Source organism: Sphingobacterium sp. Lzh-3, from assembly GCF_046764375.1.
In the GTDB taxonomy this organism is placed as follows: Bacteria; Bacteroidota; Bacteroidia; order Sphingobacteriales; family Sphingobacteriaceae; genus Sphingobacterium.
In genome coordinates this window covers 2565979-2583338 of sequence record NZ_CP177226.1, presented here as the reverse complement: position 1 = coordinate 2583338, position 17360 = coordinate 2565979, and the positions used below count along the sequence as shown (strand labels likewise).

At 37.9% G+C, this 17360-nt stretch carries 13 protein-coding genes; 6 read left to right on the top strand and 7 right to left on the bottom strand.

What is annotated here, in order from left to right; all coding sequences use genetic code 11:
• Positions 1–49: 49 nt before the first annotated feature.
• Together ACLCDV_RS10550 and ACLCDV_RS10545 are read right to left on the bottom strand one after the other, a co-directional pair.
• Positions 50–709 carry a vancomycin high temperature exclusion protein gene (locus ACLCDV_RS10550; RefSeq protein WP_317667135.1) on the bottom strand — a complete coding sequence of 220 codons (660 nt, stop codon included), beginning with the start codon at positions 707–709 and terminating at the stop codon, positions 50–52.
• An 856-nt stretch (positions 710–1565) separates the two neighbouring features.
• Positions 1566–1781 (bottom strand): hypothetical protein, encoded by a 216-nt coding sequence (locus ACLCDV_RS10545; protein ID WP_411973630.1) that lies wholly within the window; start codon positions 1779–1781, stop codon positions 1566–1568.
• A 459-nt stretch (positions 1782–2240) separates the two neighbouring features.
• Between ACLCDV_RS10545 and ACLCDV_RS10540 the strand changes: the two genes are divergently transcribed.
• Both ACLCDV_RS10540 and ACLCDV_RS10535 read left to right on the top strand, forming a co-directional pair.
• A complete protein-coding gene (locus ACLCDV_RS10540; RefSeq protein ID WP_411973629.1) occupies positions 2241–2876 on the top strand; it encodes a hypothetical protein in 636 nt (211 codons plus the stop codon).
• Between the two features lie 135 nt (positions 2877–3011).
• Positions 3012–4553, top strand: coding sequence for a protein adenylyltransferase SelO (locus ACLCDV_RS10535; protein WP_317667139.1), 1542 nt, complete (start codon positions 3012–3014; stop codon positions 4551–4553).
• Between the two features lie 146 nt (positions 4554–4699).
• Here the strand turns inward: ACLCDV_RS10535 and ACLCDV_RS10530 are convergent, their stop codons facing one another.
• Positions 4700–5416: a hypothetical protein gene (locus ACLCDV_RS10530; protein WP_411973628.1), complete on the bottom strand. Its 717-nt coding sequence runs from the start codon at positions 5414–5416 to the stop codon at positions 4700–4702.
• Between the two features lie 846 nt (positions 5417–6262).
• Positions 6263–6631, bottom strand: a complete 369-nt coding sequence (locus ACLCDV_RS10525) for a MerR family DNA-binding protein (RefSeq protein WP_317667143.1) — start codon at positions 6629–6631, stop codon at positions 6263–6265.
• Positions 6632–6756: 125 nt separating this feature from the next.
• Here ACLCDV_RS10525 and ACLCDV_RS10520 point away from each other — a divergent pair, with 125 nt between their 5' ends.
• Positions 6757–7641 carry an alpha/beta hydrolase gene (locus ACLCDV_RS10520; RefSeq protein WP_333577487.1) on the top strand — a complete coding sequence of 295 codons (885 nt, stop codon included), beginning with the start codon at positions 6757–6759 and terminating at the stop codon, positions 7639–7641.
• A gap of 203 nt (positions 7642–7844) precedes the next feature.
• On the opposite strand, the gene ACLCDV_RS10515 is transcribed toward ACLCDV_RS10520, so the two are convergent.
• The 3 genes from ACLCDV_RS10515 to ACLCDV_RS10505 form a co-directional block, all read right to left on the bottom strand.
• Positions 7845–10535, bottom strand: a complete 2691-nt coding sequence (locus ACLCDV_RS10515) for a hypothetical protein (RefSeq protein ID WP_411973627.1) — start codon at positions 10533–10535, stop codon at positions 7845–7847.
• On the bottom strand, positions 10519–11292 hold the full coding sequence (locus tag ACLCDV_RS10510; RefSeq protein WP_317667146.1) for a GLPGLI family protein: 774 nt from the start codon (positions 11290–11292) through the stop codon (positions 10519–10521). The genes ACLCDV_RS10515 and ACLCDV_RS10510 overlap by 17 nt, the downstream gene beginning before the upstream one ends.
• A 65-nt stretch (positions 11293–11357) precedes the next feature.
• Positions 11358–11672 (bottom strand): hypothetical protein, encoded by a 315-nt coding sequence (locus ACLCDV_RS10505; RefSeq protein WP_317667147.1) that lies wholly within the window; start codon positions 11670–11672, stop codon positions 11358–11360.
• A 479-nt stretch (positions 11673–12151) separates the two neighbouring features.
• On the opposite strand from ACLCDV_RS10505, the gene ACLCDV_RS10500 reads away from it, so the two are divergent.
• From ACLCDV_RS10500 to ACLCDV_RS10490, 3 genes are all read left to right on the top strand, one after another.
• A complete protein-coding gene (locus ACLCDV_RS10500; RefSeq protein ID WP_411973626.1) occupies positions 12152–12664 on the top strand; it encodes a sigma-70 family RNA polymerase sigma factor in 513 nt (170 codons plus the stop codon).
• Between the two features lie 86 nt (positions 12665–12750).
• Positions 12751–13932 carry a FecR family protein gene (locus ACLCDV_RS10495; RefSeq protein ID WP_317667149.1) on the top strand — a complete coding sequence of 394 codons (1182 nt, stop codon included), beginning with the start codon at positions 12751–12753 and terminating at the stop codon, positions 13930–13932.
• A 213-nt stretch (positions 13933–14145) separates the two neighbouring features.
• Positions 14146–17355: a SusC/RagA family TonB-linked outer membrane protein gene (locus tag ACLCDV_RS10490; RefSeq protein WP_317667150.1), complete on the top strand. Its 3210-nt coding sequence runs from the start codon at positions 14146–14148 to the stop codon at positions 17353–17355.
• Positions 17356–17360: the final 5 nt, after the last annotated feature.

The window sequence follows — 17360 nt, the reverse complement described above, 5'->3', positions numbered from 1 at the left end:
CTTCAATAATTTGAAGGGGCTTTTTTCTAATCAATACGCAGTATATAAGCTATTCTTTCGTGTAATTTGATTTCCCATTTATATCAACTGATCCACCTAGATACTTTGGTTTTCGGTTTCTTATTACGTCCAATACGGCTTTGGTAACCGATAATTTTTCTCTCAGTGTGTAGTATTTATAACCGGGATAAGCACCTCGGTCCGCACTATAGCCAAATGACTTTATGCCCATTTTGTCGCCTAGATAAAGACATCTGTTTAAGTGATATTTTTGGGATACCAAGATTGCTGTGTCAATATGAAAGATATGTTTTGCACGATACATGGTCGAATAGCTATCAAAGCCCGCGTAATCGATGTATATTGCTGTGGTATCAACACCATTTTTCTGGCAGTATAATTTCATTACGGTAAGCTCATCGTACTCATCTCTTCCGTTATCTCCCGACAGTAGTATTTTATCTACTTTGTTGTTTTTATATAGCGAAATCCCAGCATCCAGCCTATCTTTTAAATACCGACTGGGCTGATCGCCATTTATTCCCGCGCCAAAAATAACAGCTACCTTAGCTTTGGGCACATCTTTAAGTTCGGTGAAAATCGTCTTTTCTGTTTTGGTCGTTACATTGCGACTAGTTAACAAAACCAAAACCAGTGCTATTAGGCTTAGGACGATAAGCACTAATATGAACTTTCTTATTTTTTTCATCAGTTTAACTTTTCAATGATTCTGCAGGATCATTTTGAACCTAAATTTAGTGGTAATAACACCAATAAATTGAACTAATTATAATTCGCTGGAAATGAATTATAATTCGCTATATAGAATTTCCTTCTATTCCACCATATTAAAATAGGAATCATGTTTCAAGATTACATTTAAGATACTAGTATACCCCACGCTCACGAAGATGGTCGCATTTTTCGTTGGCTATCCATAGCTGGCTTTGAGAATTTTTCTATTTCTATACTTTATGAAATGCTCATAACATTGCCATTTTTAATTATATTAATATTAGCTCCAATCGGCTTGTATTATAATTGGAAGAGCTATAAGACCAAAGAAGAGCCCAGAAAAAAAAAGGACAATGTTCTTTATGGGGCATCTTTTCTTCTGCATGGTGATCATTTTAAGTTTGTGTATGTAATTAAGGGGCTAATTGATCATAATTGGTAAAATTAATTTCACTACTGTCCTACAGTATCAAAATAATATTCAATTATCTTTGAAAAATTAGCTTAAACATCAAAATTAAAAATATTAAAGTCTTTGTCGATAAGAATATATCTTAGAATACCAACAACATAGTAGGCCAAAAGCGATTAAAGACCGCTCCAACCTTCAAAAGCAACTAATACCTAAAATACAAATTAACAAAAAATACAATGCGTTAGAGACATAAATTAATTCAATCGATTACGCTTTTTTATACATTTAGCTAAATTTAACTTTGTCTAATCATTAAGCTCAAATCAGAATCTCCATAGGTTGCTAAATACATGGTTACTTTTAAGTTGGTACGCCACTTAAAAGTAACAATGGGTATAAGCTCAACGACTATTTCTTATGAACGACATTTGTTTGGCGGAATTATTTTATTTACATAATCTTTGCCTTCATAAATCTCGGTTCTTTTTTCTTCAAAGTTTTCTTTCAGCTCCGTTACTGAATAATTCTTGTCAAAACTGCCAATAGCCGTCGCAATCATCAAGATAATATCTACAAAAATTGCAAATCCAATCCCACAAATAATCAAAAATATTTTTAGAAAACTCTTCATTTGTTGTTATTATTGCTGTTATTCCATTGATTAGGTTGCAGCCGTAGCTCAAATTTAAACAATTTTCAAGGCATATCCTTTAATCTCTTCTCGGTAATTATTGCTGACAACAAAATTTCGAAACATATTATTAATTCCTGTTTTAAAAGAATAGAAATTTATGTATATAATAATGCAATTGTTTTTATTAATCGGCCACATTCTCTTACACAAGAGAACGTATGCAACGGACTCAACTTCGTTTAAATGCCTATTACGATATAATATAAGCTGTGTGAGATAATCCGATCTTATGTCTCATGATCTTCCGGCACTATTTCAATAAATAATCTCCTATTACTTTTATAATCGAGCATTGAATAAAGATAAATGCACTAATCAGATTAAATACTTGCCTTAGGGCAAGAAGTCAAGGACGTTTAAATCGTAGTTTTATAAAAAAACAAGCACAGTTTAATTATGAAATATCTGTTTTTAGCTATCACATTTAGTTGTATTGCCCTATTTTGGTTTGCTGTACAGCGTAAACTTGCGGTAATCGTTTATATAGTATGGTCGCTCATCATATCAGCTGCAGCATTTTCAGGATTCTTCATACAATTTCCATCCTCATTCGGTTTGACATTATTGGGTACAGTATTCACAGTATTCTATTGTACAAAATTATTAGCTGATTCAATGGTAAATGTATATCTGCTGTTGGCCATTCATGTTGTACGCATACCTGTAGAATTTATTCTCTTCGCATTATTTCAAGCGAAGATACTTCCGAGAGAAATGACCTTTATAGGCTGGAATTTCGATCTAATCTTTGGAATTACCGCTTTGATATTTTTGATAAGAAGTTCGTTCAACCGAAAAATTTTCAATTCACAATTATTTATCCTGTGGAATATATTTGGTATTTGCTCACTTTCGATTGTAATTACTTTAGGCATATTATCATCACCTCTTCCAATGCAAATGATGGGATATAATCAGCCCAATATCGCTGTTCTACAGTTCCCATATGCCTTACTCCCTAACCTGATTGTACCGTTCATCATCTTATCACACATTCTCTTACTTCGAAATTTAATTACTTCGAGGGCCTAATAGCAGCTAGCTTCTTTGTCATGCATTTGGCGTATTTTATGTAAAAAAATAGTCATTCGGAACAGATGTTGACAATATACAATACCTTTCAATAATATGGGAGGTCTTATCTTTTATAATTAATATCTTTGCCGTATGAATATTGAACAGATCAAACAGCCTTTCCTTAAGAGGTTTCCAGGAGATTTTTCCAATACCCCTACACAAAGAAGCACGCCAAAAGTGCTATTTGCTACGATTGAACCAGTTGGGTTCGAACAGCCTCAACTGATTGCTTTTAATGAGACTCTTGCGGAGGAAATAGGGCTGGGAAAATTTGAAGAAAAAGATCTTAGTTTTCTAGTAGGATCTCACCTACCCGCCAATATTCGGGCATACGCTACAGCATATGCGGGGCATCAATTTGGTAATTGGGCGGGACAGCTTGGTGACGGCAGAGCTATCCTTGCTGGCGAAATTACCAATTCCGAAGGTAAGAAGGCAGAAGTTCAATGGAAAGGAGCCGGTTCAACCCCCTATTCGAGACGTGCCGACGGAAGAGCCGTATTGAGATCTTCTGTACGTGAATACCTGATGAGTGAAGCCATGTATCACTTGGGCATTCCAACCACTAGGGCTTTAAGCCTTGCCTTTACTGGAGAAGATGTCATCCGAGATATCATGTATAATGGCAATCCACAATACGAAAAAGGAGCCGTAGTGATAAGAACGGCCGAAAGCTTCCTCCGCTTCGGACATTTTGAACTGATGTTTGCGCAAGGCGAACACAAATTATTACAGGATCTGCTAGATTTTACTATTGAAAATTACTTTCCCGAAATTGTAACGTCTGATCATCAGAAATATAGAGACTTCTTTGAAAAAGTATGTATCCGTACCGCAAACTTAATGGTGGAATGGTTCAGAGTCGGTTTTGTACATGGCGTAATGAACACAGACAATATGTCTATCTTAGGCTTAACCATCGATTATGGTCCTTATTCAATGATGGATGAATATAATTTAAATTTCACTCCAAACACTACGGATTTGCCAGGAAGAAGATATGCATTTGGAAAGCAGGCACAGATTGCACACTGGAATCTATGGAAACTTGCAAATGCCCTACAACCCATCATCAACGATGAAAAATTCCTTGAAAACACGCTAAATAATTTTGGCGTTTATTTTTGGGAGACTCATGACAAAATGCTTTGCAAAAAATTCGGGTTTGATAAGCTCAAAAAAGAGGATGCAGCATTTTTTGCCAACTGGCAGGGATTAATGCAGAATCTGGAATTGGATTACACCTTATTTTTCAATCAACTGGAAAAAGTATCATCTGACGTAGATTTAAATGAGCATTTCGCCTCGGTGGCTTATACGGCTTTAAATGAAGAAAAAATCACAAAACTTGAGGTCTTCTTGGAACAGTACCGAGCCCGCCTGCAAGCAAATTCAATTTCAAAAGCAGCGTCTCGGGAATTAATGGGGAAAACAAATCCGAAATTTATACTGAGAAACTATCTACTTTACCAATGTATTGAGGAAATCAGCAATGGAAAAACAGAGATGTTGATGAAACTAACGCAAGCTTTAGAAAATCCTTATCAGGTATTGTTTCCAGAATTTTCTGTAAGGCGTCCTTCCAGCTATAATGACACAGCAGGATGTTCTACCCTTTCATGCAGTTCATAACATTATGTAGTGTTTTAGAAACAAATTAAACGCCTAATTTCCAGCACTGAACGAATGCTAACCGCTTAGTGTTGACATATAATTCCGAATCGTTAAGATTTGAACAAATCATTGTATTTTTCAAACTATCAGCAATAAATAATGTGCTATTCAAAGCATCGTAAAGGAACACAATTATAGACTTCGGAAAATTCTGCTTTACTGTCTACACTAATTTTTGTATCTAAACTATTAGGTTCGTGTATAACGGTGACAATACGTCTATAGCTATAATAGGCGTATTCATGATTGCCCGCTAACGGAAACAAAATAAAAAAACCTCCTCCTGCCCACTCGCTTGGCACTATTAAATCACCATTTTTATCCACTGCAAGACAAATGCTTGTCGTAGAGAATCTGTTCAACAAAACATAGATGTCAATATCTGTATTCCTAATGGAAAAAAAATTGCTCGGCTCAGACTTAACTTTTCTGGTTTTCTCACGCACAACATTTCCCAAGGTATCGATCAGCTTGAACAGCATTTTATTTTTTCTTGTTAGTTCCAATGACGTTTTGTAAAGGTATTGTAGACTGTCGGTTTTATAATAATCTGGCTCAATAAAGTTCCATAGGCACACTTTATTGTATTTGGAACTCTTTTCCTGGCTACCATCATTTCGGCCGGGTACCTTCTGAGGAAAATTATCGAAGACATAGACCTCCTTCAAACCTATCTGAGAGACGCTATGATCATTGGCATTTTTCGCTAAATATTTAGGAGATATGGATATGCAGGAGCTATAAAATAACACGAATAGAAGGGGCAATAGTCCAATTGTAACTCCATACACCGTCTTGTCAAATACATTAATCCGCTTCATATTATGTGTTCGTTTTTAGATTTCTCATCTTTGTCTATCTTGCATTTTTCAGATATATATTACTAGCTAGCTATTCTGCGATTACTTATTTTGAAAGATAAATAAAAATGAGGATTTAACATTGATTTTCGACCTTTGGTTTTCCATTTTTACGATTTGCGAATTTTCTAAAAATGATCATACAAAGCAGCCAGCCAACAAGTAACCCCGCAAATAGATAAGACTCTAGATGCATATCCTGAAAATGAACGCTCGGTATATCAGCTTCGGAAGTAAACTCGGCTCTCTTTAACAGATCACGTATCTGAGTAACTTTATATTTTAGATATATAACGCGCATGGCACCACATATAAGCCCTGAAGAGCTGATAATAAGTAACGAAAGCAGCTGATTTTTTACGGAGAATATTTTACAGTAAGTGGTAACGGATAGGTACAGAAAAGGTATAATTCCAAAACAGGAAATAAAAATAAGTATTGGCAAAACCTGGCCAGGTAGACGCCAGCTATCCTTAAACAAGGGACTTTCACCTATAATTTCGGTTGTAAAAAACATTAAAAACCGATCTCTAATTAAAAAGGCAACCAGACACAATACGAATGACAATCCAATCATAACTATTTTGCATCTCATAGCTATTTATTTCTCAATAGTAAAATTTCCATACAATTTCATAATTTAAACAAAAATACAACCGCATTTTCGATATCTAAGAATACGTTTATAATTCGCTAAGCTATCTTTATCATCCGCTATAACTTAGAAATTTCCGAGAACAAACTGATCAGACAATTATAAAAGAGTGTCCTTATCCTAGATTAGATATGTTCATACATTTTTATAGATTATCGGCTTAGACCATTTTGGATATTGCTTTTACATTGTTCTATCTGCTTTTTCATTACCTTAAGTTCCCGTATCTTCATGTCTATCTGTTCGAGTTTAAGATCGAGGACTTCCATTTTACGTGCCTGAGTTAGCTCCTTTTGATACCATGCATCAATAACCTGTTTAATTTCAGCTAAGGTAAAGCCTACAGCTTTCGCCATCTTTATAAACCTCAGTTTTTCGGCGACTTCATCATCGTAGTAAACGTAATTATTGGATATTACATCCTTTTTTGTCATGCCGGAAATAAGTCCGCTCTTTTCATAAAAGCGTATGGTTCCAATAGGCATGTTTGCTTCCTTAGCTAGCTGACTAATTAATTTCACCTGATAATCAATTACTTAATATAAATAACGCAAGTATATAGTATACTTCATACTTGTAGGTTGTAAAAATACAGGTTAAATTTGTCAATAGAAAATCAATAGTAGTTATCAATTATTTTTTTATCATGGAAACAGCATATTCCGACAAAGAGCTTATTAAACTAGTCCCCGGCTTCACAAATAATTATATTGTATTAAATGATCTATCGATCCATTATGTTCAGGGAGGCAAAGGAGATCCCATAATTCTGATTCCAGGTTATCCAGAAACATGGTGGGCATACCATCATGTCATGCCGATATTAGCGGAGAACCACCAAATAATTGTAGTTGAAATTAGAGGAATGGGTAGCTCAGATAAGCCGGAAAATGGCTACGAGAAGAAGAACATCGCCAAGGATATCTACGAATTAGTCAAGCATTTGGGCTTCGATAAAGTTTCTATTGCGGGTCATGATATCGGTGCACATGTAGCATTTAGTTTTGCCTGTAATTATCCGCTGGCAACAAGTAAATTAATATTGCTGGATACACCACATCCAGACCCTAGCATGTATAAGCTTCCTATGTTACCTATTTTGGAAGCCAGTTATTTGTATCCATGGTGGCTCGCTTTCAATCAGGTAAAAGAACTGCCAGAAAAGTTACTTGAGGGACGCATGTCAATCGTCATCGCTTGGTTGTTCGATAACCTGCTGATTAATAAAGATAGTATAAGCCAATTTGATAAATCTGTTTATAGCGCGGCTTATGACAATAAGGATGCCATTCGCTGTTCAAATTCATGGTATCAGGCTTTTCCACAGGATATTAAAGATTATGACAGCTATAATAAATTAGAGATCCCCGTCTTAGCAATTGGTGCAAGTGGTTATGACTTGCTCCATCATTCTTTGCCGGCGATCACAAGCGATTTAACACTTAAAAAAATTGAAAACTGTGGCCATTTTATTCTCGCTGAAAAACCTAATGAAACCGCTGAATTGATCAATGAGTTTTTAGCTAGCTAAAACTCACATTGTTTTTAGCGAAGTCTATGATTTTCTTCAGCTCAAGTTTTTGGTCAGTTTCTTGAAAGCTGTATAACGATATTGACCATCTAATTTCAGATGAAATTAACTCCTAATCAAATAGCAGTGTTTGCGTTGGCTATCCCAGTAGCTTTTTATCCGCGAGGGTACGCTTATATTTCTCTGGTTTCGTAATAAAAACGTCAGAAGCTATAGTCTACTCCAAAACTGATATAACCCGGCAAAAGTTTATATTCGGTGCTGGTATTATAAAGGTCTGTCAATTCAGCATTTCTGAAAAAGCGAGTATTGAAAATATTTTTTGCAGTCATAGTAAATCTTGCCCTATGCTGTCGCAATTCATAAGCTAAGGAGAAGTCCGAAAAATAATAGGTCTTAGAATCCTGGCCAAGGAAACTACCAAAGCGATAAGATTCATTTTTCAGATTACACTGAATGTTTTTTCCCATAGTCAAAAATACATTCAGAAATCCGCGGCTATTGCTGAGCGTAGTTTTGCTGTCTGAGCGATAGGTAACCGACTGTAAGGCATAACCTGTATAAATATTCAACCTTGATTTCCATGCACTTCGAAATGTTAGCCCATAATCATAAGTGTCTGTATGGATCTGACGATTACCCACGCCCACCACTACCGTTTGGTAATCTGCTGTATTTGCCCCTAAGTCCAATCGAAGATTCCCTCCCAAAGCCTTCACGTAATAGTTAAGATCTACCTTATAGTAACTACTCTTTTTGTTTTTAAGCAACACTTGCTGCACAAGGCTGAAATTGGGATCTAAACTGCTCGATGTACCCACATAATCAAACAGAATCTGATGTCCGCCCGAAAGGTTCGCAAAAAAACGATCTGTCATACCGCCATAGGTGTACATCAGCGTGCCGCCAGAACTACTTAAGGTCGCTAGATTATCCATTCCTCGAATAAAGTTTCGAATCCCTGTCGTATAATAATGAGGAACTAGCTCGGTGAGTGAGGTATTCTGTTGCTGAAAATAGAGGTCTGTTTCGAGTCGGCCTTTTGGGTGGATAGCCCATTTCCCTGATAATCCCGGAGAAAGTAACAGGTTATTTTTATATTTGGGTTTACCAAAATCAATCAACCTGTTCTGTACAAGACCTGCCTGCAAGCGGGGTGTCAATTCCCATTTATTTTGTTTAAAGGTATACTTGGAAATAAGGTTCGTCTGAAGCACCTTTAAGTCCATAGCATTGGAAAATCCAGAGGGAGAGACTGCTGTCCCGTCTAACTCGTCTGGAGTTGATAACAACTTCAATTCCGTGTTAAGCTCTTGTTGCTGGCAGGCCATATTGAAGGCCAACTCAAAAAAATCACCATTTTTCTTTCGGCTTACATAGTGTGTAGTAGCACCCAGATACTGTAGATTATTTTCGATATGTTGTCTTACCGCATGGATATCTTTACCTCCAAACAAGTTTTCATAATAATATTGATTTATACTATAGTCCAATGGCGACTGCTGCTTTATCAAACGTAGTGAGCTCACCAGCACATCCCGCTCCGAAAATTTGTAGCTATGACTCAGATTGTGGTTGGTCAAATATCCTTTACTTGCGGTCAGTTCCTCACTTTGGACACCATTAAACAATAATGTGCCCAAATCATTTTTTCGTAGAGAACCTAATGTACCTGAATAGCTCAACAGCGTACGCTTATTGGGCTCAAACTGCAGCTCTAGTTTCGTGAAGTAGTTATCGATGTTTCTGGTAAACTGATAATCTTCGGTGTTGGTAAATTGAATATCCTCCAAATGATAGCTCTGCACGGTATTTCGGTAAAATGATTTTTTAGTAGGATTTGCAAAACCCAGCCATTTGATCTTTAACTGTGTGGTCGGATTTAAAATGGTATTCAAGGACAACAACTTATCATTATTGAAATTCGTTCTTTTATAATCAAAACCGGGCAGATTCGGCGTATTATCTATCAAAGTCGGTGTTGTTATTCCCACACCAATCTGACCTGGTTCATCAGGAGAACCAGACTGGATCAGGTGGTTGATACTGCTTACGGCATCCACTCCATTATTGTTAGCAGCGCCTAATAAGTAATATTTGTTCATTTTTCCGAAATTCATCAGGTTAGCATTAGCCTGATAATATTTTGGACCTATAGGAACTACCTGTGCATCCACTGAGCCCAGCCACTGTGCCCGACTTTCCTCCTTAAGCTGCAGATTTAGTGCAATTTTGTCCGAATTCTCGATACCTTTCAGCTGTTTATTATTAGAATACCGTTGCAATATTTGAATTTTTTCCAAGGGACGAACGGACATGCTTTGTGTCAGCAGGCGATAGCCCTTTTCAAAAAAATCGTCCCCTTCAACCATCACTTTTTCCACTTCTTTATTGCCTATTTTGATGCTACCATCGGTGCCCACCTGAATGCCGGGAATCTTTCGAAGCAGATCCTCTACCGTACGCTCGTCGCCCTGCAAAAAGGATTTCACAGCAAGCTCAATGGTATCTCTGCCCCGACGATAAGGCCCTTTGGAGTGGACAATCACTTCCTGCAATTGTTCCACTCCTCCAGCTGATAACTGTACATCAATCAGCGTATCGGCCTGCGTCGGTGTAATAAAAAGGGAAACAGGTTTAAAGCTCAGCGCCTTGAATACCAACGTAAATGATCCACTTTGAGCTGTTTGCACATGATATTTACCCTGGCCGTCGCTAAACGTATAAGCTAGCATTTTGTTATCATCATCACGCCGTAGATCAATACGTACCCCTCCTAACGGTTTTCCCTCAGTACTGACGCTTCCATGGATAGCAAACTGTCCACGTACGGCAATACATAACAGACAAAAGCTGAGTAAGGCCGCTATCCGTTTATTAATGTTCCCATTCATACACTTGCTCTACACTGCCCCTAACTTTTTGCTTCTCAACGCTCACGCCCTCCATCATTGGCATTTTACTGTACATAATACGCATTTGTTCTTCATTGAATTGGTCGTCTTTTTTAATAAACTCTTCCAGACTCAACTTGGGCAACGACTGGATATATTTATTATTTAAGGGAATATCGCCAGTATAGGGATAATTTACCTCCTTCAAGTACCAGTAGTTCGGATTTGCACTTTCGTTATAGAGCATCACGATAAGGCCTGGCAAGCCACCAAATTTCGATGGTCCCACAGGTACAGGAATATCATTGGTATAATAAGCCACCAGCGTAGTCCCACGATAAGAAGCAGTTGCTTTATGGCATACATGTTTGCCCAACGTATCTACATCGGCGTAATCGGTATTCCAGACCAATGGCGGAAACTTGTCCGTCACCAAATAGTTAACACCTTGAATGGAACGGGTTTCCAACTGTTGATCAGCCTTATTTTGATGGATCACAACCCTGTTATATCGTTTGCCTGAACCGATTGTTATCGAAAATGAGGGCGCAACTTCATCATCGACATCTTTGTTGAGCTCTTGCTTGCGGATCGGCATCGAATCACGAACAGCAGTCTTCACCTTTCCATCATAATAGACATCTTCTTTAAAAGTACTCATGGCTGATGGAATGTATTCATATACCGCATGAAGCCGCTGTCCAGAAGATAATCTGGATAGGAAAAGAAATAAAAAGAATATATAATATTTACGCATGATAATTTAGTTTAGAAAGACGGGGCAAAGGCCCCGCTTTTGTTTTTTTGATAATGGATAAAAAATTAGTTGTTTGCAACCCAATCATGCATCGCGGCAAAGAAACTAGCACAACCACTGGCTGACGATGCATAATCCGTGAAGACTGCGCTACCTAACAAAACGCCGTCGCAGCTGTATATACTTACTTTAAAATTACAGCGTACGAATGCTGGATTCGTTTCCGTAGTTTCCTCGGTAACCCGAACCGTATTGTTGGCCAGGCGCTGGGAAGTTGTTTTCACACGTGCATTTCCGTTGGTTGTTGTTGCCGCTGTCTTAGCCGAAGCAACTGATGATAGCATAACCACTGCTACCAAACTCATCATTAATCTTTTCATTGTCTTTAAATTTACTTGTTAAACCATGGTATGATTTGATGGCATACCTTTGTATATGGCAGTAAAAATAAAGACACATTTAATTATTTAAATGATGATTAAATATCTGTAAATGGTCACTTAGAATTCGTAGCTGATCCGTTACTATTCGCAATGGGCACATCATTGAATAACTCGAATTATGGAGCGAATCGCTTGGAAATAAAAGCGTACAAAGCCTCAATGTAAAGTAACCTACCCTTGAAAAAAAATCTATAGAAACAATACATGAAAGATTCCGAAAAACCAAGATGTTCACACAGCAAACCTCGTGTTATATCATATTTATATTAAATTACAGTGAACTATAAATAAAAACAGCATTTAATAGCACCTCTATAAAGCTTCAAAATTTTAAGAAGTTTTACCTACATAAAATCTCTAATATTTTTCTTTATTTCACTTTTAAAATCTATATTTTAAGAAAAAAAGCAAACGAAATGTTATCCACAGAATATTATTTTAACAAATATTTTCTGCAACTCAGTGTATTTGCATTTCCATGGGTTGGTTCAGAGGAAATTGCAAAAGACATCGTGCAGGACGCATTTATCGTTCTAATGGGTAGACAGGACTTACTACAAAAGGGAGAGCCCGTCATTAAAAGCTTCCTTTATAGCTCTGTAAAAAATCTAGCAATGAATATCAAGCGGAGAAATGTGGTATTTGATCGTGTACGGAACCAATTTAACACTGACCAACCGGATGACAATGATATCCTGGATAATTTAATAAATGCAGAATTGATTGGAGCTCTTCATCGGGAACTTAATGAACTGCCCGAAGGTTGTCAACGAATCTGCCGTTTAATCTATCTAGACGGAATGAAGTATGAGGAGGTCGCACAGGAACTCAATGTTTCCGTAAATACGGTTAAAACACAACGTATGCGTGCGATAAACCTGCTAAAAAGAAAATTTTTAAGCCTACTTTTTACATCTTTTACACTCTAACACACAACGACTTACAACTAACCCTTAACTTTTTTCCATAAACGAATCACCCATTTCAACACTTCAAGTTATTTAGCTTCTGAATTATGATAGAAACCGACAAAATAATATTAGCAGAATTGATTGCTCTTCTTTTGAAAGATGGTGAGTTAGCATCCGACAAAGGGAATCAATTAAAAAATCTCTTACAAAAATATCCTGGTGCGAAGGATATCATTCGTCGTCGGCTATCGCAAACTGATATTTATGTTCCATGTGATCTTCACAAGATTGATGTAAGCCAAGAATGGCTGATCACACAAAGTAAATTCACGGCGAAGGAAACGATTTTACAACCAAGAAAGAAATACCTCTACTTAAATAAATCATGGTACAAAGCTATTGGAATTGCAGCTACTGTACTGCTTGCCCTAACGCTGTTATGGAAAAAACAACAGCACGAAAAACCTGTAAGCTATTTAATTCCTGACAAGATATACGGACATAAAAATGATGTTCTTCCCGGAGGAGCAGGTGCAATTTTAAAAATTGAGGGGAAAGAAGAAATACGATTAACCGAAAAAAAAGCTAACCAATATTTTGCGCAAGGTATCGAATTAAAAGAAGGGCGACTTATATACCCATCTAACTTAACAGAAAACCTAAAAAACACTTTAATAGTTCCCAAACGATCTACCATGATATTAACCCTTAGCGATGGGACTAAAGTATGGGTAAATGCTGCCTCTGAGCTCAGCTATAAAACAAATTTTAATAAAAAAGAGAGAAGAGTGACACTAAAAGGTGAAGCCTATTTTGAAGTTGCGAAAGATGCACATAGGCCCTTTATCGTTGAAACAAATCATATCAATATACAGGCAATCGGAACAGCTTTTAATGTAAATTCCTATCATGCAAATACGAAAGTATCATTGACAGAAGGAAAGCTTAAAGTGAGCAACGAAGAGCACGAAATCTATATGAACGCCGGTAGCGAAACGGAGATCGTGGATAAAAAACTAAAGACTTTCCCATTAGTCAGTAAAGCCGAAGCCACAGCGTTCAAAGACGGTTATTTTTATTTTAAAAATAAGGATATGCAACAGATACTTGATGAATTAAGCCGCTGGTATGGAATTCAGATCGATTGCAAGATCCCTCTAAATAGTGAACGATACGAGGGTAGTATAAAAAGAGATGTAACGCTAGCAGAACTTTGTAATGTCCTCAAGGATTTGACAGGTTATAAGCTGACCATTGAGAATGATAAACTGATTGTGAACAGATAAACTTACTTAAGGAGGACTTCGTATGTAAAAAGGAAAAAAACCTAAATTAATATGATAAAAAATGCAGAAGTACGGCAAATACTCCTGCATCAAAATTGAATTAACACTGATCATAAACCATTAATTCTATACCAATTTATGAATAATTTATTTTATTCAAAAGGGATCTTATGTCCCGTTGACAAAGGGAAAACTCTGAACCATTTATTAAAAATGAAACTGACAGGAATCTTATTGGCGACATCCATGATGGGCGCCTACGCTTCAAGCTCCGCTCAGATTACTTTACACGCCCAGAATACCAGGATTGAAACGGTGCTGGAAAGCATTACCAAACAGACTGGTATACATTTTATCTTTAAAGAAGGATTACTAAAAAACGAAAAAGCAACGGTTGAAATCACAAATGTATCACTCGATAAGGCCTTGGATCAAATTTTCAAAAGCAGCACTTTCTATTACATGTTACATCGTGGCACTGTTGTCATCAAACGTAAAAATGAAGATATTTCTCTGCCAGAACAAAGTACATCCGGCATATCCAAACTGCAACAACAAGTCGTAAAAGGGAAAGTACATGATAACAAGGGGAATCTATTGAGTGCAGTCAGCATCTTGCTAAAAGGCTCCAATACAGGAACTTCATCGAATATGAAAGGAGAGTTTCAACTGACACTCCCCGATGGCAAAAAAGGAACCCTGATTTTTAGTGCAGTTGGATTCAAACAGCTTGAAATCCCAATTAACAATAAATCGGAGCTGAATGTTATCATGGACGCTGATGAAGTGGGACTTGATGAAGTTGTGGTCGTTGGCTTTTCCGAAGTAGACAAAAAGCACATTGCATCTTCCGTATCACAAATGGATATGGAGAAAATAAAAAATCGCCCGATTTTTAAAATGCAAGATGCTTTTTCAGGAACGATCCCAGGAGTCACAATGATGCGCGGAAACAGTATGCCGGGAAGTGTTCCCGGCACCATTTCCATTCGCGGAATCAGTACCTTACAAAATGCAGACCCCCTAGTCATCGTCGACGGAATGGAACAGAGCATCCATGACATTGACCCGAATCAGGTTAAAAGCATTACCGTCTTAAAAGATGCCGCTTCAGCCTCCATGTATGGCTCCCGTGGTGCAAATGGCGTTATCATCATCGAAACAGAACGTGGACAGACGGGACAGTTTAAAGTCGTTACCAACAACTGGTTTGCTGTCAACAAACCCATTGATCTTCCAAAATTTGTCGGGGCTGTCGATTTTATGAAATTACGGAACGAGACCTTAATCCAACAGGGACAGGCTGCGATCTACCCCGAAGAGACAATCAACCAATATGCCTCTGGAGAATTAAAGGAGGTCAATTGGCTCGATCAAGTCATGGAACGAACTTCGACAGCGATTAATAATAACGCGAGTATATCCGGTGGTGGCGGTGTCGGTACTTTTAATTTAATGCTCGGCCATATAAAAGAAAATGGCCTCAATAAAATTGAAGGTACTCAGAAGTTTTCAGCCCGCTTCAATACAAATATCAACATTGCCGATAAATTTGTATTAATGGCTGACTTCTACGCACACCGTTTACAGGTAGATCGCTTACTAGCAAACGATGACGGACACGGCCTCTATAAACAGGCTTGGCGCTTGAACCCAACGCAACAAATTTTTTATGATTCTGAACTTCCCGAACACTATATTCTACATAACAATATCAATCCAATCGCGTCTATAAAACATGGGGGTACAAAAAACAATATGTATGATCGTAGTACCATCAATTTACGTCCAAAATATAACATCAACAGCAATCTAAATATCGAGGGAAATGTCTCCTACATGATTAACAAGTCGGCCAATAAACAAAAAAGACTGACCTACAAGTTTTTCGATGAAAATGGCGCTCCGGCAGCAATTTGGGGGAATGATGTCAATGCCTCACAAGGTGTTAGTGAAAGCCAGCTCACCGCACGGATGCTGATTAACTTCAACAAGGAGCTCCGCCAGCACAAAGACAAGATTTATCTAACGGCAGGGTCAGAAGTGATGAATTATACCTTCACCGATTTTAGAGAAATCAGCAAAGCTTCCTTTTTCGGTAAACTAAACTATTCTTTTAACAACCGCTATATTTTGGAGTTAACCGGACGTTCAGACGGAAGTAGCAAGTTTGCTCCTGGTCATCGCTGGGGATTTTTTCCTTCGGGAGCTTTTGCCTGGAACTTGCATAACGAACATTTTTTCAAACCTATTCTCGAGTCTGGTACGGTCAATAACCTTAAGATACGAGCATCCTATGGACTTATCGGAAACGAAAATGTAGCGCCATACCTCTGGCAGGAATCTGTAAACACCTGGGGTTGGACAATACGTGTTCCGAATCCAAAGTTTTCCTGGGAAAAACAGAAGCAATGGAACCTGGGGCTAGATGTCAATGCATTTAAAAATAGACTATCCTTTACTGCTGAACTTTATCATAAAAATTCATACGACCTTATTTATGATCAATTTGCCGTTCCTCCGCTCACGGGATCAAATAGTCTGGAATCTGCTGTCAACATCGGCGCCGTGGAAAATAATGGTTGGGAGCTTTCAGCAAGCTGGTCAGACAAAAAGGATGATTTTTCGTATACCCTCGGTGGAATGCTTTTTGATAACCGCAATCGAATGCTCAAAGCAGGCTACGATGAAGATGACAGATTGATCTTTAAAGGCGATAATAACCGAATTTGGTACAAAGGTGTTCCAATCAACAATTATTATGGCTTCCAGTCTGATGGCTATTTCCAAACCCAAGAGGAAGTTGATGCAACTCCCGCTAAAATGCCAAATTCAAAACCGGGGGATATCCGCTATGTGGATAAAAATCAGGATGGTATAATCAACGATGAGGACCGAAGCTACCTGGCAGATCCCCTCCCCCATTATAATTATGCAATAAATCTAGACTTTCGATATAAAGGTTGGGATTTCTCGGCATTGGGTCAGGGAATCGGGAAGCGCACGGGCCGCTTGATCGGACAAGAAGCCTATCCGGTGTATGTTGATGGAAACAGTAACGACCTCGGAGCACCACGTGTTGAATATGTAGCAAACCATTGGAGTCCCGGCAATCCAAATAGCCGTTTTCCACGTCTATGGACGGGCCCAAGCCCTAATACGCTACTCAGTGATGTTTGGCTCAGCAACGCAGCTTTTTTTCGCATCAAGTCTCTTCAACTTGGCTATACATTTCCTAAAATCGGCAAAAGCATCAAAAATTTTAGAATATATGTTAATGCACAGGATGTATTCACGTTCACGAAATGGGAAGGTCTGGATCCCGAACGTATTGATGTAGATAGTCCTGGAACAAATGATGGGAACGGAAATTATCCACGTATGGCAACCTACAGTGTTGGACTTAGTGCAAGTATTTTTTAAAACTA

Bases quoted from the DNA above. Each gene is read 5' to 3' on its own strand.
- ACLCDV_RS10510 (WP_317667146.1), bottom strand. From the start codon at position 11,292: ATGCGTAAATATTATATATTCTTTTTATTTCTTTTCCTATCCAGATTA.
- ACLCDV_RS10505 (WP_317667147.1), bottom strand. From the start codon at position 11,672: ATGAAAAGATTAATGATGAGTTTGGTAGCAGTGGTTATGCTATCATCA.
- ACLCDV_RS10545 (WP_411973630.1), bottom strand. From the start codon at position 1,781: ATGAAGAGTTTTCTAAAAATATTTTTGATTATTTGTGGGATTGGATTT.
- ACLCDV_RS10540 (WP_411973629.1), top strand. From the start codon at position 2,241: ATGAAATATCTGTTTTTAGCTATCACATTTAGTTGTATTGCCCTATTT.
- ACLCDV_RS10490 (WP_317667150.1), top strand. From the start codon at position 14,146: ATGAAACTGACAGGAATCTTATTGGCGACATCCATGATGGGCGCCTAC.
- ACLCDV_RS10550 (WP_317667135.1), bottom strand. From the start codon at position 709: ATGAAAAAAATAAGAAAGTTCATATTAGTGCTTATCGTCCTAAGCCTA.
- ACLCDV_RS10495 (WP_317667149.1), top strand. From the start codon at position 12,751: ATGATAGAAACCGACAAAATAATATTAGCAGAATTGATTGCTCTTCTT.
- ACLCDV_RS10520 (WP_333577487.1), top strand. From the start codon at position 6,757: ATGGAAACAGCATATTCCGACAAAGAGCTTATTAAACTAGTCCCCGGC.
- ACLCDV_RS10535 (WP_317667139.1), top strand. From the start codon at position 3,012: ATGAATATTGAACAGATCAAACAGCCTTTCCTTAAGAGGTTTCCAGGA.
- ACLCDV_RS10515 (WP_411973627.1), bottom strand. From the start codon at position 10,535: ATGAATGGGAACATTAATAAACGGATAGCGGCCTTACTCAGCTTTTGT.
- ACLCDV_RS10530 (WP_411973628.1), bottom strand. From the start codon at position 5,416: ATGAAGCGGATTAATGTATTTGACAAGACGGTGTATGGAGTTACAATT.
- ACLCDV_RS10500 (WP_411973626.1), top strand. From the start codon at position 12,152: ATGTTATCCACAGAATATTATTTTAACAAATATTTTCTGCAACTCAGT.